At 63.3% G+C, this 26,199-nt stretch carries 25 protein-coding genes; 16 read left to right on the top strand and 9 right to left on the bottom strand.

The window, feature by feature from the left end:
* The coding region (locus B4I46_RS13110) for a hypothetical protein (protein WP_286900578.1) at nucleotides 1–650 on the top strand (650 nt) is incomplete at its 5' end.
* Nucleotides 651–1,364: 714 nt separating this feature from the next.
* Nucleotides 1,365–3,155, top strand: a complete 1,791-nt coding sequence (locus B4I46_RS13105) for an autotransporter outer membrane beta-barrel domain-containing protein (RefSeq protein ID WP_286900576.1) — start codon at nucleotides 1,365–1,367, stop codon at nucleotides 3,153–3,155.
* Nucleotides 3,156–3,205: 50 nt separating this feature from the next.
* Here B4I46_RS13105 and B4I46_RS13100 read toward each other — a convergent pair whose 3' ends face one another.
* The 5 genes from B4I46_RS13100 to B4I46_RS13080 form a co-directional block, all read right to left on the bottom strand.
* Nucleotides 3,206–4,249, bottom strand: a complete 1,044-nt coding sequence (locus tag B4I46_RS13100) for an AbrB family transcriptional regulator (protein WP_043860091.1) — start codon at nucleotides 4,247–4,249, stop codon at nucleotides 3,206–3,208.
* On the bottom strand, nucleotides 4,242–5,756 hold the full coding sequence (locus B4I46_RS13095) for a tripartite tricarboxylate transporter permease (RefSeq protein ID WP_043860092.1): 1,515 nt from the start codon (nucleotides 5,754–5,756) through the stop codon (nucleotides 4,242–4,244). The genes B4I46_RS13100 and B4I46_RS13095 overlap by 8 nt, the downstream gene beginning before the upstream one ends.
* A 1-nt stretch (nucleotide 5,757) precedes the next feature.
* Nucleotides 5,758–6,216 carry a tripartite tricarboxylate transporter TctB family protein gene (locus B4I46_RS13090; RefSeq protein ID WP_043860093.1) on the bottom strand — a complete coding sequence of 153 codons (459 nt, stop codon included), beginning with the start codon at nucleotides 6,214–6,216 and terminating at the stop codon, nucleotides 5,758–5,760.
* A gap of 127 nt (nucleotides 6,217–6,343) precedes the next feature.
* A complete protein-coding gene (locus tag B4I46_RS13085; RefSeq protein WP_043860094.1) occupies nucleotides 6,344–7,324 on the bottom strand; it encodes a Bug family tripartite tricarboxylate transporter substrate binding protein in 981 nt (326 codons plus the stop codon).
* Between the two features lie 35 nt (nucleotides 7,325–7,359).
* Nucleotides 7,360–8,649: an OprD family porin gene (locus tag B4I46_RS13080; RefSeq protein ID WP_116052190.1), complete on the bottom strand. Its 1,290-nt coding sequence runs from the start codon at nucleotides 8,647–8,649 to the stop codon at nucleotides 7,360–7,362.
* 202 nt (nucleotides 8,650–8,851) lie between these two features.
* Between B4I46_RS13080 and B4I46_RS13075 the strand changes: the two genes are divergently transcribed.
* Both B4I46_RS13075 and B4I46_RS13070 read left to right on the top strand, forming a co-directional pair.
* Complete coding sequence (locus B4I46_RS13075; protein WP_286900571.1) at nucleotides 8,852–9,523, top strand: response regulator; 672 nt, start codon at nucleotides 8,852–8,854, stop codon at nucleotides 9,521–9,523.
* Nucleotides 9,516–10,898, top strand: coding sequence for a sensor histidine kinase (locus tag B4I46_RS13070; protein ID WP_123752815.1), 1,383 nt, complete (start codon nucleotides 9,516–9,518; stop codon nucleotides 10,896–10,898). The genes B4I46_RS13075 and B4I46_RS13070 overlap by 8 nt, the downstream gene beginning before the upstream one ends.
* On the opposite strand, the gene B4I46_RS13065 is transcribed toward B4I46_RS13070, so the two are convergent.
* Entirely contained in the window at nucleotides 10,899–11,705 is an 807-nt protein-coding gene (locus tag B4I46_RS13065) for an HDOD domain-containing protein (RefSeq protein WP_054914777.1), read from the bottom strand.
* Between the two features lie 58 nt (nucleotides 11,706–11,763).
* The gene (locus tag B4I46_RS13060) at nucleotides 11,764–12,705 is read right to left on the bottom strand and encodes a YgfZ/GcvT domain-containing protein (protein WP_058540940.1); all 942 of its coding nucleotides are present in this window, start codon (nucleotides 12,703–12,705) and stop codon (nucleotides 11,764–11,766) included.
* 134 nt (nucleotides 12,706–12,839) lie between these two features.
* Between B4I46_RS13060 and B4I46_RS13055 the strand changes: the two genes are divergently transcribed.
* Both B4I46_RS13055 and B4I46_RS13050 read left to right on the top strand, forming a co-directional pair.
* Entirely contained in the window at nucleotides 12,840–13,097 is a 258-nt protein-coding gene (locus B4I46_RS13055; protein WP_043862035.1) for a succinate dehydrogenase assembly factor 2, read from the top strand.
* Entirely contained in the window at nucleotides 13,081–13,533 is a 453-nt protein-coding gene (locus tag B4I46_RS13050; protein ID WP_058540941.1) for a protein YgfX, read from the top strand. Before B4I46_RS13055 ends, B4I46_RS13050 begins: the two co-directional genes overlap by 17 nt.
* Here the strand turns inward: B4I46_RS13050 and nadB are convergent.
* On the bottom strand, nucleotides 13,502–15,118 hold the full coding sequence (nadB, locus tag B4I46_RS13045) for an L-aspartate oxidase (protein ID WP_054914774.1): 1,617 nt from the start codon (nucleotides 15,116–15,118) through the stop codon (nucleotides 13,502–13,504). The genes B4I46_RS13050 and nadB overlap by 32 nt on opposite strands.
* Nucleotides 15,119–15,567: 449 nt before the next feature.
* On the opposite strand from nadB, the gene rpoE reads away from it, so the two are divergent.
* From rpoE to B4I46_RS13025, 4 genes are all read left to right on the top strand, one after another.
* Nucleotides 15,568–16,149, top strand: coding sequence for an RNA polymerase sigma factor RpoE (rpoE, locus tag B4I46_RS13040; RefSeq protein WP_010220971.1), 582 nt, complete (start codon nucleotides 15,568–15,570; stop codon nucleotides 16,147–16,149).
* Nucleotides 16,150–16,180: 31 nt separating this feature from the next.
* Complete coding sequence (locus tag B4I46_RS13035; RefSeq protein WP_043862032.1) at nucleotides 16,181–16,774, top strand: sigma-E factor negative regulatory protein; 594 nt, start codon at nucleotides 16,181–16,183, stop codon at nucleotides 16,772–16,774.
* Between the two features lie 12 nt (nucleotides 16,775–16,786).
* A complete protein-coding gene (locus tag B4I46_RS13030) occupies nucleotides 16,787–17,752 on the top strand; it encodes a MucB/RseB C-terminal domain-containing protein (RefSeq protein ID WP_043862031.1) in 966 nt (321 codons plus the stop codon).
* Between the two features lie 300 nt (nucleotides 17,753–18,052).
* A complete protein-coding gene (locus B4I46_RS13025) occupies nucleotides 18,053–19,432 on the top strand; it encodes a DegQ family serine endoprotease (protein ID WP_370409179.1) in 1,380 nt (459 codons plus the stop codon).
* A 71-nt stretch (nucleotides 19,433–19,503) separates the two neighbouring features.
* Here B4I46_RS13025 and B4I46_RS13020 read toward each other — a convergent pair whose 3' ends face one another.
* Nucleotides 19,504–20,787: a hypothetical protein gene (locus B4I46_RS13020; RefSeq protein ID WP_286900554.1), complete on the bottom strand. Its 1,284-nt coding sequence runs from the start codon at nucleotides 20,785–20,787 to the stop codon at nucleotides 19,504–19,506.
* 178 nt (nucleotides 20,788–20,965) lie between these two features.
* Between B4I46_RS13020 and lepA the strand changes: the two genes are divergently transcribed.
* From lepA to recO, 6 genes are all read left to right on the top strand, one after another.
* Entirely contained in the window at nucleotides 20,966–22,765 is a 1,800-nt protein-coding gene (gene lepA, locus B4I46_RS13015) for a translation elongation factor 4 (protein ID WP_043862028.1), read from the top strand.
* Nucleotides 22,766–22,770: 5 nt separating this feature from the next.
* Nucleotides 22,771–23,625, top strand: a complete 855-nt coding sequence (gene lepB / locus B4I46_RS13010) for a signal peptidase I (RefSeq protein ID WP_043862027.1) — start codon at nucleotides 22,771–22,773, stop codon at nucleotides 23,623–23,625.
* A 96-nt stretch (nucleotides 23,626–23,721) separates the two neighbouring features.
* On the top strand, nucleotides 23,722–23,862 hold the full coding sequence (locus B4I46_RS13005; RefSeq protein WP_156326207.1) for a hypothetical protein: 141 nt from the start codon (nucleotides 23,722–23,724) through the stop codon (nucleotides 23,860–23,862).
* Entirely contained in the window at nucleotides 23,859–24,548 is a 690-nt protein-coding gene (rnc, locus tag B4I46_RS13000; RefSeq protein ID WP_043862025.1) for a ribonuclease III, read from the top strand. The genes B4I46_RS13005 and rnc overlap by 4 nt, the downstream gene beginning before the upstream one ends.
* A complete protein-coding gene (gene era / locus B4I46_RS12995; RefSeq protein WP_043862024.1) occupies nucleotides 24,541–25,443 on the top strand; it encodes a GTPase Era in 903 nt (300 codons plus the stop codon). Before rnc ends, era begins: the two co-directional genes overlap by 8 nt.
* Before the next feature lie 57 nt (nucleotides 25,444–25,500).
* Nucleotides 25,501–26,184, top strand: coding sequence for a DNA repair protein RecO (gene recO, locus B4I46_RS12990; RefSeq protein WP_043862023.1), 684 nt, complete (start codon nucleotides 25,501–25,503; stop codon nucleotides 26,182–26,184).
* The last annotated feature ends 15 nt before the right edge of the window (nucleotides 26,185–26,199 follow it).

Below are 26,199 nucleotides of genomic sequence, written 5' to 3'. Positions count from 1 at the left end.
ACTTGGAACCTGAGGCCGCCCTCCCATGGGAAACGATCAAGGCACTGGGCAATGGTACCTTCCCGACGATGTACCAGGTTTTTGAAAATTCGACGACGACAAACTATCAGCAATCGGTGGATACGGACGTCAACGTCACTGCCAATACCGTCGCGGTGGGTAACTACATCGAGTATGACTACGGCACTATTCCTGCCGCCAAACAAAACAAACGTCCCGGGTCGGCCATTCGTGATACGGGTATCCTGAACTGTCTGACCAAACCGTGGAACGGGGTAAAACTCAAAATCAGGTTTGCGGCTGGGGAAGTGCTGGCCGGCGATATCATTCGTTTGAACTGGGTATTTTACCGTGACGCTCTCGCCACGGTAGAAGCGCCGTCGACCCTATTCGAGATGGATGTGCGCGTGCCGGCGGGGGCGGCGGCCAGGACAGTCAGCTTCACCGTCCCTTATCAGCCGCGTATTTTTGGCGAGGACCTTCCGCCGTTACCGGGTAAACCTCCGCATGTCCCAAACCTAAACGAAGGCGCGATTGTTTGTAACTTCACACTTATTCGCGGCACCGTCACCGGTGTTTCGCCAAAAACAATGGTGCGCTACAGCACAAACGAAGGGGGCGTTGCTTGTTCAGCATGGGGTAACGCGTAACGGTGAATGAATTCGAGGCCGTCGTAGTGCGACGGCCTCGACTCATGAGCGTATCAATGAATCCAGCTGTTGATGTCGAAAATTCCTACATAAAAGACTAGGTTATTTTGCGTAGGATGCGGCGCTTCTGATAGAGCTGGTAGGGGAGTGACTTGCCGGCTTCTGATTACTGAAATAAACAGGAATTCGGATATGCGCACGAGCACGCTTATTATTACACCATTTAAAAAAATAATTGCTGTTACTCAGTGGGCCACGGCACTGTCGATGACACTGGTCAGCCCTCAGATCTTTGCGGTGGTGCTGGATAACCAGACACTCACCATTACTTCACTGGATGCACCGACCGATTACCAACTGGTGAATCAATCACTGTTGATCGTCGATAGTGCACAGACTTTCGGTCTGCGACTCAACCGCTCTGGCTTGAATATTCTAAGCGGAACAGTGACAGCGACCGGCCGTGGTATAGAACTGGCTGATAGCCAGGCCACGATTGCCAATGCTTCCATCACCAGCTCCAGCAACTTCGGCTTGTTGTTGGTACACGGTAGTGGCGTCGGTTCCACTGCCACGGTGACCAACAGTCAGATCACCGGTGCCACCACGGGGGCGCAGGCGACTGCCGGCAGTGTGCTGAATCTTGTGGATTCGAATGTGACGGGGACGGGCCCCAATGCTCATGGCCTGCGTCTGCTCGGCGCAGAAGCCAATGTGACTGGTAGTACAATTACTGGCCAGAATGCCGGCGTGCGCATGAGCCGCGAAGGTGCGGCCAGGCCTGACGCTCCGGTGCTGAGATTGAACAACAGCGTGGTCAGGGGCGTAAATGGCCCAGCCATCCAGGTCGCTTCGAATGCCACCGCGATCATCGAAGTACTCAATGGCTCGACGCTTACAGCCGGCAATGGGGTGATTCTCGATACGGCCATCGGCACCACAACTGACCTCACTGTCGCGTCTTCATCGCTAGAAGGTGATGTCGCCACTGCCGGGGCGACCACGGCAACCTTTACTCAATCCACGCTCAACGGAAATGTGAATGTCAGCGACACGGGCAGCGCCAACCTGCGCTTTGACCAGTCGCGCATTACGGGCGATGTGGTGGCTGCAAGTGGTGGCACGGCGTCGGTGACCCTGAACAACAGCTCTCAGCTCACTGGCCGCCTTGAAAACGTCCAGCAGGTCAGTATCAACAGCAGTTCCAACTGGACGCTGAACGCAGACAACACGGTCGCCAACCTGGCCATGAACGGCGGTCAGGTCACCTTCGGCGACAACGCCACGTTCTATCGTCTGAACGTCGAGAACCTCTCGGGCAATGGCACCTTCGTCATGGCATCGGACTTTTCCAATGGCAACACCGATTTCCTCAATGTCACTGGCAACGCCAGCGGCAGCCATGGCCTGCTGATGGGCTCCAATGGCGCAGACCCTTCCCTGGATAGCCTTAAAGTGGTGCACATGGGCTCTGGCGACGCGCAATTCAGCCTGCTCAACCAGGGTGAACAGGTAGACCTGGGCGCCTACTCCTACAAGCTGGTGCAAAAGGGCGATCAGGATTGGTACCTGGACAGGGAAACCCGCACCATCAGCCCGATGACCCGCACGGTCATGGCCCTGTTCAACACCCCGATCACCATCGCCTACGGCGAAATGACCTCGCTGCGCAGCCGCATGGGGGAACTGCGTTACAACCAGGGCAAGAACGCCGGGGTGTGGATGCGTGCCTACGGCAACCAGCACAACATTGCCGACGCCTCGTCGGGCGTAGGGTACCAGCAGAACCAGCGCGGGCTGACCTTCGGGGCCGATGCGCAACTGGGCGAAAGCAACTGGACCCTGGGCCTGCTGGCCGGCCACAGCCGCTCGGACCTGAACCTGAGCTACGGCAGTTCGGGCAGCATCGACAGCTACTATGTGGGCGGCTACGCCACCTGGATGGACCCTGAGAGCGGCTATTACGTCGACAGCGTGCTCAAGTACAACCGCTACCAGAATGACGCCAAGGTCGGCCTGAGCGATGGCACCCGCACCAAGGGCGACTACGACACCCACGGCATGAGCGCCTCGGTCGAAGTCGGCAAGCACATCAAGCTCGACGATGGCTACTTCATCGAACCCTTCGCCCAGGTGGCCGCTGCGGCGGTGGCCGGCAAGGACTTCACCCTGGACAACGGCTTCGACGCCAATGGCGATGTCAGCCGCTCGCTGCTGGGCAAGGTCGGTACCACGCTCGGCAAGACCATCTCGCTGGGCGGCGACAGCATGATCCAGCCCTACGTGAAGGCCGCGTTTGCCCATGAGTTCGCACAGCGCAACCAGGTGCAGGTGAACAACAACGTGTTCAACAACGACCTGTCCGGTTCGCGCGCCGAGCTGGGCGCAGGGGTTGCCTTGACCGTCGCCAAGGACTTCCAGGTGTACGGCGAGGCTGGCTACATGAACGGCAAGAACATCGAGATGCCGTACAGCTTCAGCCTCGGCGCAAGCTATCGCTTCTGATCAGGCGAGCAGTAGAAAAGAAAAGGAAGCCTCGGCTTCCTTTTCTCGTTTCAGGGGTTGGCGGATGTTCGTTCGCCCGCCCAGTGCCGGAACAACGGCTCGGCCAGAAACAGCACGAACAGCAGGCGCATCACCTGCAGCGCGGTCACCAGCGGTACCGACAGTTGCAGGGTTTCGGCGGTCAGGCTCATTTCGGCGATACCGCCGGGCATCATGCCCAGGGTCAGCGAGCGCAGGTCCAGCGCCGTCAACGCGCTCAAGGCCCAGGCCGCGAGGCCCGCCAGCAGCATGGTCAGCGCCGTGGCGACCAGGGTACGGCCCAGAAACGACGGCGCGCGACGAAAGAACGCGCGGTTGAAGTGACAGCCCAGGCCGCTGCCGATCAGCCACTGGCCGAGCTGGCTGGCGCCGTCGGGCAGGCCGGTGTGCAGGTTGGCGCCGATGCTGATGCTCGAGGCCACCAGCAGCGGGCCGAACAGCCACGGGTTGGGCTGGCGCAGGCGCTGCCAGAGCAGTGCGGCCAGCACCCCGAGCGGCGCGATCAACGCCAGCCAGTAACCATCCACCGTACCGGCATGGCTCAACGGTACGCCGTCGCCGAGCAGGAACTTGAACGCTGCGGGCACGCACAGCACGACCGCCAGTACCCGCAGGCTCTGCCCGGCGGCGACGCGGCTGAGCACTGCGCCGTTGCGTGCACCCAGGTTGACCATCTCGCCCGAGCCGCCCGGCATGCTGGAAAAGAACGCCGTGGCCCGGTCTTCACCGGTGCGCAGCAACAGCCATACGCCGATCAGGCTGGATACGCTGGTGATCAGCGCGCCGAAGAAGATCAAGCCGAAATGGCTGGCCACCTGTTCGACCACCTGGGGGGTGAAGTGCAGGCCGATGCCGACGCCGATGATCCACTGGCCGCACTTGCGCCCGTTGGGTATTTCACCGATCTGCCAGGGCGTCAGGCAGCGCACCAGAATCACCGCCAGCAGCGAGCCGACCATCCATGGCAGCGGCCAGCCGACCAGGCTGGCGAGATATCCGCCGGCCAGGCCGACCAGTGGAGTGGCCCACCAGGTGCGCAAGGTGGATTCAGACATCGGCCAGGGCACGACGCTGGGCGCTGCGGCGGCGCCATATACGCAGCAGCGGCAGGGTCAGCATCAACGCGACCATCGCCCATACCCCCAGGCTGATCGGGCTGGCCCACAGAATCTCCAGTTCACCGTTGGAGATCGACAGCGCCCGGCGCAGGTTCTGCTCCATCAGCCCGCCGAGAATGAAGCCCAGCAGCAGCGGCGACAGCGGGAAGTCCAGCTTGCGCAGGATGTAGCCGAAGATGCCGATGCCGATCATCAGGAACAGGTCGAAGGTGGTGGCATGCACCGCATACACGCCGATCGCGGTGATGATCGCGATCACCGGCACCAGCGCCCAGTTGGGCACCGACAGGATGCGGGTGAACAGGCGCACCATGGGGATATTGAGGATCACCAGCATGATGTTGGCGATGAACAGCGAGGCGATCAGGCCCCAGACGATGTCCGGCTGCTGTTCGAACAGCAGCGGGCCGGGGGTGATGTTGTACAGGCTCAAGGCACCGATCATCACCGCCGTGGTACCCGAGCCCGGTACGCCCAGGGTCAGCATCGGCACCAGGGCGCCGCAGCAGGAGGCGCCGATGGCGGTTTCCGGAGCGGCCAGGCCGCGCTTGTCACCCTTGCCGAAGGTGCCGCTGGCACCGGCCAGGCGTTTTTCGGTCATGTACGCCACGGCACTGGCCAGGGTCGCACCGGCCCCGGGCAGCACGCCCATGAAGAAGCCGAGCAGGCCGCAGCGGATGTTCACCACGAACACCGAAGCGGCTTCCTTGAGGTTGAACAGCATGCGTCCGGTGGCTTCCACGGCCTTGTGCCCGTGGTGAGTCTTTTCCAGCAGCAACAGGATCTCGCTGATGGAGAACAGGCCCAGCACCAGCACCACGAACTGGATGCCGTCGGTGAGGTGGATGCTGTCGCCGGTGAAGCGGTACACACCGCTGTTGGCGTCGATGCCCACGGCCGAAAGGAACAGCCCGATCAGGGCGGCGATGAAGGTCTTGAGCGGCTTGTCGCCGGCCATGCCGCCCAGCGCCACGATGGCGAACACCATCAGCACGAAATACTCCGCCGGGCCGAAGGCGATCGCCCACTTGGCCAGCAGCGGGGCGAACAGCACCATGCCGCAGGTGGCGATGAACGCACCGATGAACGAGCTCCAGGCCGACAGCGACAGCGCCACCCCGGCCAGGCCCTGGCGAGCCATGGGGTAGCCGTCCAGGGTGGTCATCACGGTGGAGGCTTCACCGGGGATGTTGAGCAGGATCGAGCTGATGCGCCCGCCGTATTCGCAGCCCAGGTACACCGCGGCCAGCAGGATCAGCGCCGATTCCGGCGGCAGGCCCAGGGCGAACGCGATGGGGATCAGCAGCGCCACGCCGTTGATCGGGCCCAGGCCCGGCAGCAGGCCGACCACCGTACCGATCAGGGTGCCGCACAGTGCAGTCACCAGGTTGTAGGGGCTCAGGGCGACGCCGAAGCCCTGGCCGAGGTAGCTGAAAGTATCCATGTCAATTCTCCAGAACGTCGAGCAGGCCCAGGGGCAGGGGCACATCCATGGCGCGGTCGAACAGCAGGTACAGGGCGATGCTCATCAATCCGACGATGACCGCACTGGGCAGCCAGCGTCCGCCGTACAGGCGCGCCATGGGGATGCCGATCAGCGTGCTGCTGAGGATGAAGCCCAGGGATTCGAAGGTGGCGGCGAACACCAGCAGCAGGCCGGTGCACAGGCCGATCTTGATCAGGCTGGCGCGGTCCAGCTCTGGTTCGTCGTCCTTGCGCACGATGGGCGTGGGACGGATCGCCAGGTAGAGCAGGGCGATGGCCATCAGGCCGAGCATCAGCAACGGATAGGCGCGCGGGCCGACCGGTTCGTAGGAGAAGGCGGCCTGGTAGGGCCAGGCCATGACGGCCAGTGCGGCGCAGGCGGCCAGCAGGGTCAGGGCGAAAAGGCGTTGCAGGATCATGGGGGAATCCTCGAAGGGCAAACCTGCACCCGTAGGAGCCGGCCTTGCCGGCGAATGACGCGCCACCGACCTGGCGGGACCGCGGTGATCCGCCGGCAAGGCCGGCTCCTACAGGTGAAGCGATGGATTACTGGATCAGTCCGAATTCCTGGGCCAGTGCCTTGTAGTCCGCTACCTGCTGCTTCACATACACGTCCAGCGCTTCACCGGTCATGGCGAACGGGAACAGCTCGCGCTGGTCACGCAGCTTGTCGAATTCATCCGAGGCCAGCAGCGTGTCGAACGATGCCTTCCACCAGGCGTAGTCTTCGTCGCTCACCTTCGGCCCCAGGTAGAACCCGCGTACCACTGGCCAGACGATGTCGTAGCCCTGTTCCTTGGCGGTAGGGATGTCCTTCATCTCGGGCTCGTCCAGGCGTTCGGGGGAGAACACCGCCAGCAGGCGCATGTCGCCGCTCTGGATGTGCGGCATCGAGTCGGAGATGTCCGTGCTGCCCACCTGGATGTGCCCGCCCAGCAATGCGGTGGCAATCTCGCCACCGCCTTCCAGTGCCACATAGCGCAGGTCGCGCGGGTTGATGCCGGCGGCCTTGGCAATCAGTGCGGTCTGCATCCAGTCCTGGCTGCCAACGGTGCCGCCCGAGCCGATCACCACCTTGCCAGGGTCTTTTTTCAGTGCCGCCACCAGGTCATCGAGGGTCTTGTAGGGCGAGTCCTTTTTCACCGCGATGGCGCCGTAGCTGGTGCCTACCGCTGCCAGCCAGCGCACTGCGTTCTCGTCGAAGCGGCCGAACTTGCCCTGGGCCAGGTTCAGCAGCGAACCGCTGGACCACGCCACCAGCGTGCCGGCGTCGGCCGGGCGCTGGGCCACCACAGCGTTGTAGGCCACCGCGCCGACTCCGCCGGGCATGTAGGTGACGCGCATCGGCTTGCTCAGGATCTTCTCGTTGAGCAGCGCGCTCTGCACCAGCTTGCAGGTCAGGTCAAAGCCGCCGCCGGGCGAGGCCGGGGCAATGCACTCGGGGCGTTTGGGTTCGGCGGCCAGCACGTTGCCGGCCAGCAGCAGGCAGCCGGTGGCCAGGGCGATCTTGCGCAGTGAAAAAGTCATCGTCAGTCTCCGTGAACATTGTTGTTATGGGCGGATTACCAAAGCGCCACGCTGTAGCTCACCAGCAGCCGCACTTCGTCGGCGTCGCGGGAGAAGTTGGAACGGAAGGTGGCGTTACGCAGGCGCACGGCGACGTTCTTCAGGGCGCCGCTCTGTACCACGTACTTGAATTCGGTATTGCGCTCCCACTCCTTGCCTTCGCCACCGCCGGCGCGGCTGACGTTGTCGCCACTGAGGTAGCGGCTCATGAAGCTCAGGCCGGGTACGCCGAGCTTGGCGAAGTCGTAGTCGTAGCGCACTTGCCAGGAGCGCTCGTCGGCCTGGGCGAAGTCGTTGATCTGCACGAAGTTGACCAGGTAGGGGTCGGCGCCATCGACGTAGGGGAAGGCGCTGTCGCCCGACAGGCGCTGGTAGCCGGTGCTCAGCTTGTGGCCGCCGAGGGCATAGCTGAACAGGCTGCCGAAGGCGGTGTTGTCGATCCTGCCGCCGCGGGCCTGGCCCTGGTCGCCGCTGAACGCCACACGCACATCGGCGCCGAAGGTGCCCGGGCCGAACGGCTGGGTCGCGAGCAGGCCGACGAAGTGCTGGCGGTACACGTCGTCGAGCTGGGCGAAGTGATAGCTGCCGGTGATGCGGTCGGTGAGCTTGTAGTCCACTCCGGCCATGTCGAAATGGTTGCCTTCGGCCGTGCCCAGGAAGCGACCGTTCTTGTTGTTGAGGGCGATGTCTTCCTTGTTGGTGTCGTTGCGGTCCTTGACCTTTTCAAGGCGGCCACCGGTGAAGGTCAGGTGCCTGATTTCCTGGGAGGTCAGCAGCCCGCCCTCGAAGGTCTGCGGCAGGATGCGCCCGTCGTTGGGGCGCAGGGTGGGCGTTTGCGGGATCAGCGTACCGACCTTCAGCTCGGTGGCCGACACCTTGACCTTGCCGGTCAGGCCGAGCTTGGAGTACTCGTCGGCGGCGCGCCCGTCGTCATGGGTCGGCAGCAGGCCGGTGCCGGTGCGGCCCTTGCCGGAGTCGAGCTTGACCCCGAGCATGCCCAGGGCGTCGACGCCGAAGCCGACGGTGCCTTCGGTGTAGCCCGATTCCAGGTTGAGCATGAAGCCCTGGGCCCATTCCTCGCGCTTGGATTGCGTGGTGCTGGGCTCGTTGTGGAAATCGCGGTTGAAGTACATGGTGCGTGTTTCGAAGGTGGCGGTGCTGTCTTCGATGAACGCGGCCTGGCTCAGCGGGGCGACGCCGACAAAGGCGAGGGCACTGGCGATGGCAGAGGGACGAGGGTGCAGGCGACGGGCAGGCGCAGGCGCCTGAGGCTGGGTGGACAGCATCGTGGGGTGACTCCGTTATTGTTCTTATTCGGGTCGAACGCTTCGGTTCGATCTACGGCCTGTACAACGGGCCGTCAGGCGATGCTAGGGGCTCAACCTTTCGCTAACCTTTCAGTGGCCTTTCAATGTTTCGATGGCTTCACAGGCGCCCGCCGCGCTGTAAACTCCGCGCCATTGAACGCGACACGACCAGGAGAAATCGATGCGTGTACTGCTCGTCGAAGACCATCTGCAACTGGCTGAGAGCGTGGCCCAGGCCCTCAAGAGCACAGGCCTGACGGTGGATGTGCTGCACGATGGAGTTGCTGCCGACCTGGCCCTGGCCAGCGAGGAATATGCCGTGGCGGTGCTCGATGTGGGCCTGCCGCGCATGGACGGCTTCGAGGTGCTGGCGCGCCTGCGGGCCCGCGGCAAGACCGTGCCGGTGCTGATGCTGACCGCCCGCAGCGACGTCAAGGACCGGGTGCACGGCCTGAACCTGGGGGCTGACGACTACCTGGCCAAGCCGTTCGAACTGACCGAGCTGGAGGCGCGGGTCAAGGCCCTGCTGCGCCGCAGCGTGCTCGGTGGCGAGCGCCAGCAGACCTGCGGCCCGCTGGTCTACGACCTGGATACCCGGCGCTTCACCCTGGGGGGCGAGCTGTTGGCCCTGACCTCCCGCGAACAGGCCGTGCTCGAGGCGCTGATCGCCCGCCCTGGCAGGGTGATGAGCAAGGAGCAACTGGCGGCGCAGGTGTTCGGCCTGGACGAGGAGGCCAGCCCCGACGCCATCGAGATCTACGTGCACCGCCTGCGCAAGAAGCTCGACGGGCATACCGTGGCGATCGTCACCTTCCGTGGGCTGGGCTATCTGCTCGAGCACCGTGATGCGTGACGCCGGCAGCCTGCGCGGGCGCCTGCTGTGGAACCTCGCCCTGCTGCTGGTGGTGCTGATGGTGGCCAGCGGGCTGAGTGCCTACTGGAACGGTCGCGAGGCCGCCGACACCGCCTATGACCGTACCCTGCTGGCCTCGGCGCGCACCATCGCCGCAGGGCTCTCGCAACGCGACGGCACCCTCAGCGCCGATGTGCCCTACGTGGCATTGGACACCTTTGCCTACGACAGCGCGGGGCGGATCTACTACCAGGTCAACGACATCCATCAACGCCTGATTTCCGGCTACGAAAACCTGCCCGCACCGCCGCCCGATACCCCGCGTACCGATGACTATCCGGCCCTGGCGCGCTTCTACGATGCGCGCTACCTGGGCCAGGACGTGCGGGTGGTCAGCCTGCTCAAGGCGGTGAGCGAGCCGAACATGAACGGCATGGCGGAGATCCGCGTGGCCGAAACCGAAGAGGCGCGGGTGAGCATGGCCCGCAGCCTGATGGCCGATACCCTGCTGCGCCTGGGCATGCTGGCGATGGGGGCGTTGCTGCTGGTGTGGTTTGCGGTCAGCGCCGCATTGCGCCCGCTGGAGCGCCTGCGCAGCGCCGTGGAAGAACGCCAGCCCGACGACCTGCGCGCTCTGCCGGTGGTTCAGGTTCAACGCGAGCTGGGGCCGCTGGTGCGTGCACTGAATCACTTCACCGAGCGCCTGCGGGGCCAGTTCGAGCGCCAGGCACAGTTCATCGCCGACGCCGCGCACGAGTTGCGCACCCCCCTGGCGGCACTCAAGGCGCGGGTGGAACTGGGCCTGCGCGCCAAGGACCCGCAGGAGTGGCGCACCACGCTCGAACTGGCGGCCCAGGGCACCGACAAGCTGACCCACCTGGCCAACCAGCTGCTGTCCCTGGCACGGGTGGAGAACGGTGCGCGCGCCATTGCCGAGGGCGGTGCACAGTTGCTCGACCTCAGCCAGCTGGCCCGCGAGCTGGGCATGGCCATGGCGCCGCTGGCGCATGCACGGGGTGTGGCATTGGCACTGGAAGCACAGGCGCCGGTGTGGATACGCGGCGAGCCGACGCTGCTCAACGAATTGCTGAGCAACCTGGTGGACAACGCCCTGGCGCACACCCCGACCAATGGCAACGTGATTCTGCGGGTGACGGCCCCTGCGGTGCTGGAGGTGGAGGACGACGGGCCGGGGATTCCCCCGCAGGAGCGCGAGCGGGTGTTCGAACGCTTCTATCGGCGCAGTGCGCAGGGCACCGGCCTGGGGCTGGCCATCGTCGGTGAGATCTGCCGCGCGCACCTGGCGCAGATCAGCCTGCACGATGGCGAGCGCGGCGGGCTCAAGGTTCGGGTCAGCTTCAACCCGGGCGACTGATCAGGCGCGAAACATGTGCTTGGCGCCGATCAGCTCGCTGACCTGCAGGTGGCTGTTGGGTGGCAGCTTCAGGTGACGCATCGCCGGCAGGCGCGCCAGGGCATGTTCGTTGCCATCGCTGAGGGTGCGCGCGATCTGCACGATGTCGACATAGTCGAGCTTGTCGGTGCTGCGCTCCAGGTTCTGCGACAGGCTCGGCAGCCCGGCCAGTTGCTCGGGAAATTCCCACACGCTGAGGATCTTGTCGCCCAGTACCGGGTGGATCAGGTCGATCACATGGTTCAGGCAGACCGGGTCGGAGAGCAGTTCGTTGTGTTCTTCGGCATAGGTCAGGATCGGCAATGCGCCGATCTGGTGGACCAGCCCGGCGAGGGCGCCCTGGTCGGGCTTGAGCTGGGTGAAGCGCAGGCACAGCTCATAGCTGATGCCGGCCACTTCCAGGCTCTTGGCCCATATTTCACGCATTTTCTGTTCGACCACCGGTGAGCGCGCATGGAAGATCTGCTCGATCACCAGGCCGATGGCCAGGTTGCAGCTGTAGTTGATACCCATGCGGGTGATGGCGGTCTGCAGGTCGGTGACTTCGGTGGCCGCACGCAGCAAGGGGCTGTTGACCACCTTGATCAGGCGTGCCGACAACGCGGCGTCGCGGCCGATCACTTTGCTCAGGGTGCTGACGCTGATCTCGCTGTCTTCAGCCGCTTCGCGGATGCTCAGGGCCACTTCCGGCAAGGTCGGCAGCACCAGGTCATCGTTGTCGATGGCGCTGAGCAATTGTGCTTCAACGATCTGGGCCAGCGTGTTCATCGTGGATTCTCTAGCGCATTCAGGGGCCCCACCGCCACACGCGGCGGGGCAGGTGGGCTCAGCGCTGGATTTCGCGATCGCGGTCCAGTTCGTAAGGCAGGCTCAGCAGTTCCAGGCGCGGGCCCTCGGGGCTGCCCAGGTGCAGGTTGTCGTCTGCTACCGCATCGGCAGTCAGCACCGCCAGCAGCTCGCTGCCCTGCGCGCTCGTGGCGGCCAGCACCACCTCACCCACCGATGAGGCATGGGTAGGGGAGAACACCTCGGTGCCAGGGGCCGGAGCAGTACCCTCGGCCAGGGCCAGGCGATACAGGCGACGCTTGAGCTTGCCCAGGTACTGCATGCGCGCGACGATTTCCTGCCCGGTATAGCAACCCTTCTTGAAGCTGACGCCACCCACGGCCTGCAGGTTGATCATCTGCGGGATGAACAGCTCGCGGGTCTGGGCCATCACCTGGCCGATACCGGCGCGGATCTGCCCTAGCAGCCAGGCGTCCAGCGGGCCTTCGTCGAGGTGCTCGGCCAGTTGCTCGCGTACGGCTGCGGCCTGTTCGGCCGGTACCCACAGTTCGGTGCGGCCCGGCGATACGGCAATTGCGAACAGGGGGGCGTGCCGGCTGATGGCGCCATCTTGCGTCGGCGGCTCGATGCCCAGCGCCTGCAACGCCTTGTCGCCATGCTGCAGGCCGAAGCGCGCCCAGGCACTGCTCTCGTCGGTGAGCTTGGCCTTGGAGAACACGGCGTACTTCTTCAGGTCGGCCAGTTGCGGCTCGAGCAGTTCGTGGGTCATTGCCAGCACGAAGCCGTCGGCGTGGGGCACGATGCGAAAGCTCGACTGCATGCGCCCTTTGACCATGCAGCGCGCGCCGAGGCTGGAGGTGTGCTCGTCGAGGTAATTGATGTTGCAGGTCAGTTGACCTTGCAGAAACTTGCCGGCGTCAGAGCCGCGGACGGCGAGGACGCCCTCGTGGGACAGGGGGCAGAAAAAAGCGGAGTCGGCCATGGGTCTTCGCAGGTAATCAGGACTGGGGGTCATCATAGAGTGCTGTCGGCAAAATAGGTAGCCGACCTAGACCAACGCCTTGTGCCGTTCACAGGCTCGGCCTGTATACTGGCGGCCAATTTGAGGAGGGCTCCATGGTCGTCGAACAATCTGAACTCAACCGGCTCTTCTGGCATAGCCGCCGCGGCATGCTGGAGCTGGACGTGCTGCTGGTGCCGTTTACCCAGGAGGTCTACAGCACCTTGAACGACGTCGACCGCGCGCTCTATGTCCGGCTGCTGACCTGTGAAGACCAGGACATGTTCGGCTGGTTCATGGAACGCAGCGAGTCCGACGACCCTGAGCTGCAGCGCATGGTGCGCATGATCCTGGACCGTGTCCAGCCCAAGTGACCGCTTCGAGTGTCGCTGGCAGGGCTCGCGGGTCCTGCTGGCGGCCTACCTCGCATGCCAGTTGCTGGCGCTGATCGCGCTGTGCCTGCTGGCCATTTCGCTATACATGACCCTGCTTGGCCTGGCGCTTTGCCTGGCACACGCAGCCTGGGTCGTGCCCCGGCATATCCTGCTTACCCACCCGCGTGCCGTCACCGGCCTGCGCCGTGATCCTTCTGGCTGGCACCTGTTCAGCGCGGCCACGGGCTGGCAGCAGGTGCAACTGCGCCGCGACAGCCTCGCCTTGCCCGCCCTGGTAGTGCTGCGTTATCGCCGGCCGGGGCGGCTGTTCAGCCAGAGCCAGTGCATCGCCCCCGATGCGCTGGAACCGGTGCTGCACCGGCGCCTGCGCTTGCGGTTGAAGTTCAGTCGGCGTAGGTGGGCGGCCGTAGAATAGTGTCCAGAGCTTCGGGCAGCATGTCCGGGTAGTCCAGGGTGTAGTGCAGGCCCCGGCTTTCCTTGCGCTGCATGGCCGAGCGGATCATCAGCTCCGCTACCTGGGCAAGGTTCCTCAGCTCGATCAGGTCGCGGCTGACCTTGTAGTTGCTGTAGAACTCGTCGATTTCGTCCAGCAGCAGACGTACCCGGTGCTGGGCGCGCTGCAGGCGCTTGCTGGTGCGAACGATGCCGACGTAGTCCCACATGAACCGGCGCAGCTCGTCCCAGTTGTGCGCAATGATCACATCTTCGTCCGAATCGGTGACCTGGCTGGCATCCCAGCAGGGCAGGGCCTGGGGCATGGCCACGCTGTCGAGCCTGGCAAGGATGTCGGCTGCCGCCGAGCGGCCGTAGACGAAACATTCGAGCAGCGAGTTGCTGGCCATGCGGTTGGCACCGTGCAGGCCGGTGAAGCTGGTTTCGCCAATGGCATAGAGCCCCGGTACGTCGGTCTGGCCGTGGTCGTCGACCATCACGCCGCCACAGGTGTAGTGCGCCGCCGGTACCACCGGGATCGGCTGGGTGGTGATGTCGATACCGAAGGTGAGGCAGCGTTCGTACACGGTCGGGAAGTGGCTTTTGACGAACTCCGCAGGCTTGTGGCTGATGTCCAGGTACACGCAGTCGACGCCCAGGCGCTTCATCTCATGGTCGATGGCGCGGGCCACGATGTCGCGCGGGGCGAGTTCGGCGCGCGGGTCGAAGCGCGGCATGAAGCGCTCGCCGTTGGGCAGCTTGAGCAGGGCGCCTTCACCGCGCAGTGCTTCTGTGATCAGGAAGCTCTTGGCCTGCGGGTGGTACAGGCAGGTGGGGTGGAACTGGTTGAACTCCAGGTTCGCCACCCGGCAGCCGGCGCGCCAGGCCATGGCGATCCCGTCGCCGCAGGCGCCGTCCGGGTTGCTGGTATAGAGGTAGACCTTGGCCGCCCCGCCGGTGGCCAGCGCGGTGAAGCGGGCGCCAAAGGTGTCGACCTCGCCGCTGGCACGGTTGAGCACATAGGCTCCCAGGCAGCGCTCGCCGGCCTGGCCCAGGCGCCGTTCGGTGATCAGGTCGACCGCCACGCGCTGTTCCAGAAGCTCGATGTTCGGGCGCTGGCGGGCCTGCTCCAGCAACGTGGTGAAAATCGCCGCGCCAGTGGCGTCGGCCGCGTGGATGATGCGCCGGTGGCTGTGGCCGCCCTCGCGGGTCAGGTGGAACTCGAAGCCGCGTTCATCGACGCCGGCCTGTTCGTCACGGGTAAACGGCACGCCCTGGTCGATCAGCCACTGGATCGCCTCGCGGCTGTGCTCGACCGTATAGCGCACCGCGTCTTCATGACACAGCCCGCCGCCGGCATTGAGCGTATCCTCCACGTGGGACTGTACCGTGTCGGTGTCGTCGAGCACGGCGGCAACACCGCCCTGTGCCCAGAAGGTCGAGCCGTTGGCCAGCTCGCCTTTGCTCAGTACGGCGATGCGCAGGTGCGCCGGCAGGTTCAGGGCCAGGCTCAGGCCGGCGGCACCGCTGCCGATCACCAGAACGTCATGTTGGAATTGTTGGCTCATGTCAGGGATATCCGAGCGAGGCGACCACTAGTATAAGGACGGGGGTATCGGCACAATAGTCAGGTGTTTATGGCATTGTGAAACTATCGTGAAACGGGCTGGGTTGCCTTTATAACAGCCTCGAGGGCCTGATTTCCATGACGTGCGGTGCGACCTGATGCTTGCATGTGGGAACTTTCCTGGAACCCTGCCTATCCATAGAAGGTTGCCTGCATGCCAGGACGCGGCGGCGACGGGAGGCCTGGGGCTGATATCGGCTCTGCCTGCGTACACGAGACCAGAATATTGACGCAGCCGGCCGTGACCGTGCTGCGTTTTTCGTGCGAGCCGTTCAAGGGCCGCAGGAAACTTGCTTGGAGGGGAGAACTTTTGCGAAAAGCCCGAGTCTATGGTTGCAAGCCTGAACGATGGCCGCTGCAGCACTCCTCCAGGTCCACCGAGGAGTGTTCATGCTAACCCAGGAAGAGGATCAGCAGCTTGTCGAGCGCGTGCAGCGTGGCGACAGGCGAGCGTTTGATCTGTTGGTGCTGAAGTATCAGCACAAGATTCTCGGGTTGATCGTGCGTTTTGTGCACGACACCCATGAAGCCCAGGATGTGGCACAGGAAGCGTTCATCAAGGCTTACCGTGCGCTTGGCAATTTCCGTGGCGACAGTGCGTTTTATACCTGGCTGTACCGCATTGCGATCAACACGGCAAAAAACTATCTGGTATCCCGCGGTCGACGGCCGCCAGACAGTGATGTCAGTTCCGAGGATGCGGAATTTTACGATGGCGATCATGGCCTCAAGGATCTCGAGTCACCAGAGCGCGCGCTGTTACGAGATGAAATCGAGGGCACCGTCCACCGAACCATCCAGCAGCTGCCAGAAGATTTGCGTACGGCGTTAACTTTACGTGAATTCGATGGTCTGAGTTACGAGGACATTGCGAGCGTCATGCAGTGTCCGGTGGGTACCGTGCGCTCTCGAATTTTCCGCGCTCGGGAGGCCATAGATAAAGCCCTGCAGCCGTTGTTGCAGGAAACCTGAGACAGCGGCGACAGCCAAGAGAGGAACCGCCATGAGTCGTGAAGCTTTGCAGGAATCGCTGTCCGCGGTGATGGATAACGAAGCGGACGAACTGGAGTTGCGTCGGGTATTGAATGCCGTCGACGACAATGAAACCCGTGCCACCTGGTCGCGTTACCAGGTTGCCCGAGCAGCGATGCACAAGGAACTGCTGCTGCCAAAACTGGATATCGCCGCCGCGGTCAGTGCCGCACTGGCTGACGAAGCCACGCCGGTCAAGGTTGCCCGTGGTCCATGGCGCAGCCTGGGTCGTCTGGCTGTTGCAGCTTCGGTGACCGTTGCAGTACTGGCAGGTGTGCGCCTGTACAACCAGGACGACATCAGCGGTGCCCAACTGGCTGCCCAGCAGCCTGTGCAGCAAGGCGTGACCGTACCTCAGGTGCAAGGCCCGGCAGTACTGGCAGGCTACACCGAGAGTGCCGAACAGCCGACCGGCCCGATGGCAAATGGCGTGCTGCAAGGTCAAAGCGGCTGGCAGGACGAACGTCTGCCGGGCTACCTGCGCCAGCATGCTCAGGAAGCCGCCGTGGAAGGGACTGAAAGTGCTCTGCCTTATGCCCGTGCGGCCAGCCTGGAAAATCGCTGAGTAAGGAGGATCATGCGCGCGCCAACTCTACTACCGCTCTTGCTCGGAGGATGTCTGTCGGTGCCGGCCCTGGCCGCCAACTCCTCCACTGATGCCGCAGACTGGCTCAACCGTCTGGCCAAGGCCGAGCAGCAGCAGAGTTATCAGGGTACTTTCGTCTACGAGCGTAACGGCAGCTTTTCCACCCATGACATCTGGCATCGGGTGCAGGAGGGCAAGGTTCGTGAACGCTTGTTGCAACTCGATGGCCCAGCCCTTGAGGTTGTGCGGGTAGATGGACGTACCCAGTGCGTGAGCGGCGCCCTGGCCCGCGGAGTGGGCAATGCGGCGCAGTCTTCGCCCCGTGTACTGGACCCCTTGAAGCTGATGAACTGGTACGACCTGAGTGTGGCAGGGCGCTCCCGGGTGGCCGGTCGCGAGGTCGAGATCATCACCCTCAGGCCGCGCGATCAGCATCGTTATGCCTTCGAGCTGCACCTGGATCGACAGTCGGGTTTGCCCCTCAAGTCGTTGCTGCTCAACGACAAGGAGCAACTGCTGGAGCGCTTCCAGTTCACCCGGTTGGAGACCGACAAGGCGCCGGACGATGCCCAACTGCAGCCCAGCAGCAACTGCAAGCCGGTGGCCCAGGCCACTCAGCAGGTTGCCGAGGCCGCATCGGGATGGCGTTCCGACTGGTTGCCACCCGGCTTCGAGTTGGTCAACAGCGCGGTACGCAAGGATCCGGAGCACAAGAGCATCGTCAGCAGCCTGATGTACGATGATGGCCTGGCACGCTTCTCGGTGTTTCTGGAGCCGGTTGCAGGCAATTCGGGCATCGACGCCCGTACCCAGCTTGGCCCGACGGTCGCGGTTTCGCGCCGGCTGACCACGCCCAAGGGGGATGTGGTGGTCACCGTGGTAGGGGAGATCCCCATCGGTACGGCCGAGCGGGTCGCCTTGTCGATGCGTGCCCAAGACGCCCACGCCAGCCAATGACGAGCCACAGGTAATGCGTTGATGATCGATGGGCCGCCAAGGCGTTGACATGATTCGTAAGCCTTCGAATTTGCAAAATTCTCCAGATTTATCTATAGGTCAGTTCTTTCGGGGGCTGGCCTTTACTGCTGTTGCAGCATCAACAATGCCGATCCACCGAGCCTGGTCGCAGCCTTTCGAGGATGTTGCCGGGCTTTGTGCGTTGGCTGGTCCCTACTGCTTAACCACGCTCGTTGTGACGGGAGCCGTATGTCAATACCTCGCTTGAAATCCTATCTGTCGCTGTTCGCCGCCGTGCTCATGCTCGGGCAGGTGCTCAACGCCCAGGCCGAAGCCCTGCCTGATTTCACCACCCTGGTCGAGCAGGCCTCGCCGGCGGTGGTCAACATCAGTACCAAGCAGAAGCTGCCTGATCGCAAGTATGCTGCGGGTCAGATGCCAGACCTCGAAGGCCTGCCGCCGATGTTCCGCGAGTTCTTCGAGCGCAACATGCCGCAAGCCCCGCGCTCACCCCGTGGCGATCGTCAGCGCGAGGCCCAGTCGCTGGGTTCGGGCTTCATCATTTCGGCCGACGGCTACATCCTCACCAACAACCACGTGGTGGCCGATGCCGATGAAATCATCGTGCGCCTGTCCGACCGCAGCGAACTGCAGGCCAAGCTGGTCGGCACCGACCCGCGTACCGACGTGGCATTGCTGAAGGTCGATGGCAAGAACCTGCCCACGGTCAAGCTGGGCGACTCCGAAAAGCTCAAGGTGGGTGAGTGGGTACTGGCCATCGGTTCGCCGTTCGGCTTCGATCACTCGGTGACCAAAGGTATCGTCAGCGCCAAGGGCCGCACCCTGCCCAACGACACCTACGTGCCGTTCATCCAGACCGACGTTGCGATCAACCCGGGTAACTCCGGTGGCCCGCTGTTCAACATGAATGGCGAAGTGGTCGGCATCAACTCGCAGATCTTCACCCGCTCGGGCGGCTTCATGGGCCTGTCGTTCGCTATCCCGATCGATGTTGCACTGGATGTTTCCAACCAGCTGAAAAAGGACGGCAAGGTCAGCCGTGGCTGGCTGGGCGTGGTGATCCAAGAGGTCAACAAGGACCTGGCCGAATCCTTCGGCCTGGACAAACCGGCCGGCGCGCTGGTGGCCCAGGTGCTGGAAGATGGTCCGGCAGCCAAGGGCGGCCTGCAGGTGGGCGACGTGATCCTGAGCATGAACGGTCAGCCGATCGTCATGTCGGCTGACCTGCCGCACCTGGTCGGTGGCCTGAAAGATGGCGCCAAGGCCAAGCTGGAGATCATCCGCAACGGCAAGCGCCAGAACCTGGACGTGACCATCGGTGCACTGCCCGATGAAGATCAGGACGTGACCACCGGTGCCAATGGCGGCGTCGAGCGCAGCAGCAACCGCCTGGGCGTATCGGTAGCCGACCTGACCGCAGAGCAGAAAAAGACTCTGGAGCTCAAGGGCGGCGTGGTCATCAAGGAAGTGCAGGATGGTCCGGCCGCGATGATCGGCCTGCGTCCCGGTGACGTCATCAGCCACTTGAACAACCAGGCCATCCTTTCGGCGAAGAACTTCACCGAAATCGCCAAGGAACTGCCGAAGAACCGTTCGGTGTCGATGCGCGTGCTGCGTCAGGGCCGTGCCAGTTTCATCACCTTCAAGCTGGCCGAGTAAGGCCTGACCGAGAAGGTCGCGGTAAGAAAAAGCCCGACGCCGATGCGTCGGGCTTTTTCATGGGCGCGCAGTCAATTGCGAAAGCGTGCCAGAAGACCGGAGAAACCCCATGCGTGCTGGCTGTTCAAGCCAATCAGTGTGGCGGCGGGCGTCATTGCGACGGCGATCATCTTTCTGTCCTTGGGGTAGTCCTGGAAGGCGATACCTTGGTTGCCAAAGGCAGTATCCAGTCGGCCATGGACTGTATAGCGGGCACGGTAGATGCGCTGACCGCCCAGGCCAAACACCACCAGCTTGCCGTCCTGGTGCAGCGCTGCGGCTTCCCATTCGTCTTCGGTGTGCGTGTTGAAGGTCAGCACCGTCGGGTTGCCGTGGTTATAGGTCGCGTCCCTCACACCTTCGGCATCGAATTGCCAAGTCATGGCGTTGGTGTCTTCGGGGCGCTCGCCGGGCAGGTTCCCCGCGACGATCAGGTGGCCATCGGGGCGTTGAATCAGCGTGTTGAAGCGGATGTTGGCGTTTCGACGCGGAGCAAGCCAGCGGAGCCAGCGCGGCAACCAGCGCAGCCAGCGCGACAGCGGGGATTCATACAGCTTGAAACCGTATCGGTCGCCAAAGGACGGGTCGGGTGTGCCGTCGTTTCTGAAGCGTGCGATGAAGCCTCGGGTCTCAGGCCCGTTGCGCAAGGTTCCGGCAGCGAGAAATGTACTTTCCTGCGCAATGACATTGGCGATCTGCACCGTCCCGGAAGGGTGCGTGATCTCGATGAACTGACCGCTCGGGAAACCGGCATTGCCGGCAAGATCCAGTCGATAGACGCAAGCATGGGTAGCCAGCCAATCCGACTCCAGCGTAGCACTGGCGAGCAGGTGTCCGGCCCGCAGCTGGAGTGACGTGGAATGCAGCTTCAGATGAAGGCTGTTGTCCTGATCCAGGGCAAGGTAACCGTGGGGGGAGGCATAGCTGGTGTCCAGCGCGCCCTGCGCGTCGAAACGTGCCATCACCAGTCTGTGGGGCTTGCCGGCGCTGTTCACCCATCCCAGCATCCATATCTTCGCGTTGGCATCGACGACGATGGCTTCCGCGCCCGATTCGGCCACCGGGTCGAATGTTCCGAACACTATCCCTTTGTTGCCGAACGTCGGGTCCAGATCACCTTTATCATCGAAGCGAAGCAAGGTATAGCGGGACTGCTCGTGGTCCCCGGTCAGGCCACACACGGTGATTGTGTCATCGTGTATTGCCACATCAGTGATGAAACGATCGGTGTCCGCAATTTGCGGTAGGGAGCGCTCGCCGTTGTCACCAAAGCTCGTATCGGGGCTTCCGGGGACTGCTGGTTGAACATGTGCCATGGCCATTTCTCCGTCTGGTGCCCTATATTCGGGTCTGCGCGAGCGGCCATCTACTGACAGAAATATCAGGCACCATGAAACTGGAGGGGCGGGCGTGGCGGCTGGCCCCTTCATAAGGTACAATTCCCGGCTATTTTTCGGCGGGCGTTCGCCCCGCAGCCTTTTTGAGTGTTGACCCGTGAGTGATTTGAGTCATATCCGCAATTTCTCCATCATCGCCCACATTGACCATGGCAAGTCGACCCTGGCCGACCGTTTCATCCAGATGTGCGGTGGCCTCACCGCGCGCGAGATGGAAGCGCAGGTACTTGACTCCATGGACCTCGAGCGCGAGCGCGGGATCACCATCAAAGCCCATAGCGTTACCCTGTATTACAAGGCGAACGACGGCATCACCTACCAGCTGAACTTCATCGACACCCCCGGCCACGTCGACTTCACCTATGAAGTCAGCCGTTCGCTGGCCGCCTGCGAAGGCGCGCTGCTGGTGGTCGATGCCGGCCAGGGCGTGGAGGCCCAGTCGGTCGCCAACTGCTACACCGCCATCGAGCAGGGCCTGGAGGTCATGCCGGTACTGAACAAGATGGACCTGCCCCAGGCCGATCCGGACCGCGTCAAGGACGAGATCGAGAAGATCATCGGCATCGACGCCACCGACGCCGTGGCCTGCAGTGCCAAGAGCGGCATGGGCGTGGACGAGGTGCTCGAGCGCCTGGTGCAGACCATTCCGGCCCCTACCGGCGACATCGATGCACCGCTGCAGGCGCTGATCATCGACTCCTGGTTCGACAACTACCTGGGCGTCGTGTCCCTGGTGCGCGTGCGCCATGGCCGAGTCAAGAAGGGCGACAAGATTCTGGTCAAGTCCACCGGCAAGGTGCACCTGGTCGACAGCGTGGGCGTGTTCAACCCCAAGCACACCGCCACCGCTGACCTCAAGGCCGGCGAAGTGGGCTTCATCATCGCCAGCATCAAGGACATTCACGGTGCACCGGTCGGTGACACCCTGACCCTCAGCTCCACGCCCGACGTGGAAGTGCTGCCAGGCTTCAAACGTATCCAGCCCCAGGTATATGCCGGCCTGTTCCCGGTCAGTTCCGAAGATTTCGAAGATTTTCGTGACGCGCTGCAGAAGCTGACCCTGAACGACTCGTCGCTGCAGTACCTGCCTGAGAGCTCCGACGCACTGGGCTTCGGCTTCCGTTGCGGCTTCCTCGGCATGCTGCACATGGAGATCATCCAGGAGCGCCTGGAGCGCGAGTACGACCTGGACCTGATCACCACTGCGCCGAGCGTGATCTTCGAGGTCAAGCTCAAGACCGGTGAAACCATCTACGTCGACAACCCGTCCAAGCTGCCGGACGTGTCGTCGGTGGAAGACTTCCGCGAGCCGATCGTGGCCGCCACCATCCTCGTGCCGCAGGAGCACCTGGGCAACGTCATCACCCTGTGCATCGAGAAGCGTGGCGTACAGCGCGACATGCAGTTCCTCGGTTCCCAGGTGCAGGTGCGCTACGACCTGCCGATGAACGAAGTGGTACTGGACTTCTTCGACCGCCTCAAATCCACCAGCCGCGGCTATGCTTCGCTGGACTACCATTTCGACCGGTATCAGTCGGCCAACCTGGTCAAGCTCGATGTACTGATCAACGGCGACAAGGTCGATGCCCTGGCATTGATCGTGCACCGTGACAATGCGCACTACAAAGGCCGCGCGTTGACCGAGAAGATGAAGGAACTGATCCCGCGGCAGATGTTCGATGTGGCAATCCAGGCCGCCATTGGCGGGCAGATTGTGGCGCGTACCACTGTCAAGGCGCTCAGAAAGAACGTACTGGCCAAATGCTACGGTGGCGACGTTAGCCGTAAGCGCAAGCTGTTGGAAAAGCAGAAAGCCGGTAAGAAACGCATGAAACAGGTGGGCAACGTGGAAATTCCACAGGAAGCCTTCCTCGCCGTGCTCAGGTTGGATAGCTAGGTCCTATGTCACTAAATTTCCCGCTGTTGCTAGTCATCGCCGTTGCCGTGTGTGGACTGCTGGCCCTGATCGATCTGCTGTTCCTGGCCCCGCGCCGGCGCACGGCGATCAACACCTATCAGGGCAGCGTCAGCCAGCCCGAGATGGCGGTGGTCGAGCAGTTGAACAAGGAGCCGTTGCTGGTCGAGTACGGCAAATCGTTCTTCCCGGTGCTGTTCATCGTGCTGGTGCTGCGCTCGTTCCTGGTCGAGCCGTTCCAGATCCCTTCGGGGTCGATGAAGCCGACCCTGGAAGTGGGCGACTTCATCCTGGTGAACAAGTTCTCCTACGGCATCCGCCTGCCGGTGATCGACAAGAAGGTCATCGAGGTCGGTGACCCGCAGCGTGGCGATGTGATGGTGTTCCGCTACCCGAGCGACCCGAACGTCAACTACATCAAGCGTGTGGTCGGCCTGCCGGGCGACCAGGTGCGCTACACCAGCGACAAGCGTCTGTTCGTCAACGGCCAGCCGATTGCCGAGCAACTGGTCGGCAGCGAGCCGGGCACCCTGGGCAGCGCCGAGCTGTACAAGGAGAAGCTGGGCGAGGCCGAGCACCTGATCCGCAAGGAGATGAGCCGCTATCGCATGCCGCCGGACCAGCAGTGGGTGGTGCCTGCCGGGCACTATTTCATGATGGGCGACAACCGCGACAACTCCAACGACAGTCGCTACTGGGATGACCCCAACATTCCCAAGGAGCTGCTGGGCATGGTTCCCGACAAGAACATCGTCGGCAAGGCCTTCGCCATCTGGATGAGCTGGCCAGAGCCCAAGCTCAGCCACTTCCCGAGCCTTTCGCGGGTTGGCCTGATCAAGTAACACCCTAACGGCGCTGTCCTTCGACAGCGCCGAATGCTTTTCTGGCATAGGCTGTACAAGGGCGTCCACAAGACGCGCCCCGGCCGGACGTCAGGCATGAACAAAACCGTCTTTCAGGATTTGCATTTGAACAACGCGTTAACCCCGTCGGCTTCGAGCCGGACAGAACTGTGTGAGCCCGGCGCCCTGGCGCCGCTGCTGAAAATCGACCACGAACAGCGCGTGGGTACACTGTGAGCGTTTCCTTGAGCCGCCTCGAGCGCCAGCTCGGCTACACCTTCAAGAACCAGGAGCTGATGCTGCTGGCCCTCACGCATCGCAGCTTTGCCGGCCGCAACAACGAACGGCTGGAGTTCCTCGGTGATGCGATCCTCAACTTCGTCGCCGGCGAGGCCCTGTTCGAGCGCTTCCCCCAGGCACGCGAAGGCCAGCTGTCGCGCCTGCGCGCCCGCCTGGTCAAGGGTGAAACCCTGGCCGTGCTGGCCCGCGGTTTCGATCTGGGCGAGTACCTGCGCCTGGGCTCGGGCGAGCTGAAAAGCGGCGGGTTCCGGCGCGAGTCGATCCTGGCCGATGCCCTCGAGGCGCTGATCGGTGCGATCTACCTGGACTCGGACATGCACACCGCTCGCGATCGCGTGCTGGCATGGCTGGCCGGTGAGTTCGAGAGCCTGACCCTGGTCGACACCAACAAGGACCCGAAAACCCGCCTGCAGGAGTTTCTGCAGTCGCGGGCCTGCGAACTGCCCCGCTACGAAGTGGTGGATATCCAGGGTGAACCCCATTGCCGGACGTTTTTCGTCGAATGCGAAGTGACCCTGTTGACTGAAAAAAGCCGAGGGCAGGGCGTGAGCCGGCGTATCGCCGAGCAGGTCGCGGCCGCCGCAGCACTGATCGCCCTGGGCGTGGAGAATGGCAATGACTGAACAGAACACTACCCGTTGCGGCTACGTCGCCATCGTCGGCCGCCCCAACGTGGGCAAGTCGACGCTGCTCAACCACATCCTCGGGCAGAAGCTCGCGATCACCTCGCGCAAGCCGCAGACCACCCGCCACAACATGCTCGGTATCAAGACCGAAGGTGATGTGCAGGCGGTGTACGTCGATACCCCCGGCATGCACAAGGGCAACGAGAAGGCGCTCAACCGCTACATGAACCGTACCGCCTCGGCGGCGTTGAAAGACGTCGACGTGGTGATCTTCGTGGTCGATCGCACCAAGTGGACCGACGAGGACCAACTGGTGCTCGAGCGCGTGCAATACGTGCAGGGCCCGGTGATCCTGGCCATCAACAAGACCGACCGCATCGAGGACAAGGCCGAGCTGATGCCGCACCTGCAATGGCTGCAGGAGCAACTGCCCAACGCCGAGATCGTGCCGGTCTCGGCGCAGCACGGGCACAACCTCGATGCCCTCGAAGCACTGATTGCCAAGCACCTGCCGGAAAACGAGCACTTCTTCCCCGAAGACCAGATCACCGACCGCAGCAGCCGCTTCCTGGCTGCCGAACTGGTACGCGAGAAGATCATGCGCCAGCTCGGCGCCGAGCTGCCGTACCAGATCACCGTCGAGATCGAGGAATTCAAGCAGCAGGGCAACGTGCTGCATATCCATGCACTGATCCTGGTCGAGCGTGACGGCCAGAAGAAGATCATCATTGGCGACAAGGGCGAGCGCATCAAGCGCATCGGCACCGAGGCGCGCAAGGACATGGAGCTGCTGTTCGACGCCAAGGTCATGCTGAACCTGTGGGTCAAGGTCAAGGGTGGCTGGTCCGACGACGAGCGCGCCCTGCGTTCGCTGGGCTACGGCGACCTCTGATTGCCCTGGCCCGACACCGACCGGTGTCGGGCCCACCTCTTCGTGAAGCGCTGAATCATGGACATGCCAGACGGCCAACCGGCCTTCGTGCTGCACAGCCGGGCGTACCGTGAAACCAGTGCGCTGGTCGACTTCCTTACCCCCCAGGGGCGCCTGCGCGCCGTGCTGCGTCGTGCGCGCGGCAAGGCCGGCAGCCTGGCGCGTCCGTTCGTGCCGCTGGAGGTGCAGTTCCATGGGCGCGGCGAGCTCAAGAATGTCGGTCGCATGGACAGCGCAGGCGTGGCGGTCTGGCTCAACGGCGACGCGCTGTTCAGCGGGCTGTACCTCAATGAGCTGCTGATTCGCCTGCTTCAGGCCGAAGACCCGCACCCGGTGATGTTCGAGCAGTACGCTGCCACCTTGCAGGCACTGGGCGCGGGGCGCCCGCTGGAGCCGTTGCTGCGTGCCTTCGAATGGCGCCTGCTGGACGAGCTGGGGTATGGCTTTGCGCTTGAGCACGACATCAATGGCGATCCTCTGGTGGCCGATGGCCTGTACCGCCTGCAGGTGGACGCGGGCCTGGAGCGGGTGTACCTGGTGCAGCCAGGCTTGTTCAGTGGCGCGCACCTGCTGGCCATGGCCGAGGCCGAGTGGTCGATGCCGGGCGCGCTGGGCGCGGCCAAGCGCCTGATGCGCCAGGCGCTGGCGGTGCACCTGGGCGGGCGTCCGCTGGTCAGCCGGGAACTGTTTCGCAAGCCTTGATCACGACGTATGCTG

The organism is Pseudomonas sp. UBA7500, assembly GCF_002478435.1.
In the GTDB taxonomy this organism is placed as follows: Bacteria; Pseudomonadota; Gammaproteobacteria; order Pseudomonadales; family Pseudomonadaceae; genus Aquipseudomonas; species Aquipseudomonas palmensis.
Note: the sequence above shows the minus strand (reverse complement) of the source record. Positions and strands in the feature narration are given on the sequence as shown.

What these genes read in the sequence shown, in the direction of transcription:
- B4I46_RS13100 (WP_043860091.1), bottom strand. Translation starts at nt 4,249, where the DNA reads ATGTCTGAATCCACCTTGCGCACCTGGTGGGCCACTCCACTGGTCGGC.
- B4I46_RS13095 (WP_043860092.1), bottom strand. Translation starts at nt 5,756, where the DNA reads ATGGATACTTTCAGCTACCTCGGCCAGGGCTTCGGCGTCGCCCTGAGC.
- B4I46_RS13090 (WP_043860093.1), bottom strand. Translation starts at nt 6,216, where the DNA reads ATGATCCTGCAACGCCTTTTCGCCCTGACCCTGCTGGCCGCCTGCGCC.
- B4I46_RS13085 (WP_043860094.1), bottom strand. Translation starts at nt 7,324, where the DNA reads ATGACTTTTTCACTGCGCAAGATCGCCCTGGCCACCGGCTGCCTGCTG.
- B4I46_RS13080 (WP_116052190.1), bottom strand. Translation starts at nt 8,649, where the DNA reads ATGCTGTCCACCCAGCCTCAGGCGCCTGCGCCTGCCCGTCGCCTGCAC.
- B4I46_RS13075 (WP_286900571.1), top strand. Translation starts at nt 8,852, where the DNA reads ATGCGTGTACTGCTCGTCGAAGACCATCTGCAACTGGCTGAGAGCGTG.
- B4I46_RS13070 (WP_123752815.1), top strand. Translation starts at nt 9,516, where the DNA reads ATGCGTGACGCCGGCAGCCTGCGCGGGCGCCTGCTGTGGAACCTCGCC.
- B4I46_RS13065 (WP_054914777.1), bottom strand. Translation starts at nt 11,705, where the DNA reads ATGAACACGCTGGCCCAGATCGTTGAAGCACAATTGCTCAGCGCCATC.
- B4I46_RS13060 (WP_058540940.1), bottom strand. Translation starts at nt 12,705, where the DNA reads ATGGCCGACTCCGCTTTTTTCTGCCCCCTGTCCCACGAGGGCGTCCTC.
- B4I46_RS13055 (WP_043862035.1), top strand. Translation starts at nt 12,840, where the DNA reads ATGGTCGTCGAACAATCTGAACTCAACCGGCTCTTCTGGCATAGCCGC.
- nadB (WP_054914774.1), bottom strand. Translation starts at nt 15,118, where the DNA reads ATGAGCCAACAATTCCAACATGACGTTCTGGTGATCGGCAGCGGTGCC.
- rpoE (WP_010220971.1), top strand. Translation starts at nt 15,568, where the DNA reads ATGCTAACCCAGGAAGAGGATCAGCAGCTTGTCGAGCGCGTGCAGCGT.
- B4I46_RS13035 (WP_043862032.1), top strand. Translation starts at nt 16,181, where the DNA reads ATGAGTCGTGAAGCTTTGCAGGAATCGCTGTCCGCGGTGATGGATAAC.
- B4I46_RS13030 (WP_043862031.1), top strand. Translation starts at nt 16,787, where the DNA reads ATGCGCGCGCCAACTCTACTACCGCTCTTGCTCGGAGGATGTCTGTCG.
- B4I46_RS13025 (WP_370409179.1), top strand. Translation starts at nt 18,053, where the DNA reads ATGCTCGGGCAGGTGCTCAACGCCCAGGCCGAAGCCCTGCCTGATTTC.
- B4I46_RS13020 (WP_286900554.1), bottom strand. Translation starts at nt 20,787, where the DNA reads ATGGCACATGTTCAACCAGCAGTCCCCGGAAGCCCCGATACGAGCTTT.
- lepB (WP_043862027.1), top strand. Translation starts at nt 22,771, where the DNA reads ATGTCACTAAATTTCCCGCTGTTGCTAGTCATCGCCGTTGCCGTGTGT.
- B4I46_RS13005 (WP_156326207.1), top strand. Translation starts at nt 23,722, where the DNA reads ATGAACAAAACCGTCTTTCAGGATTTGCATTTGAACAACGCGTTAACC.
- era (WP_043862024.1), top strand. Translation starts at nt 24,541, where the DNA reads ATGACTGAACAGAACACTACCCGTTGCGGCTACGTCGCCATCGTCGGC.
- recO (WP_043862023.1), top strand. Translation starts at nt 25,501, where the DNA reads ATGGACATGCCAGACGGCCAACCGGCCTTCGTGCTGCACAGCCGGGCG.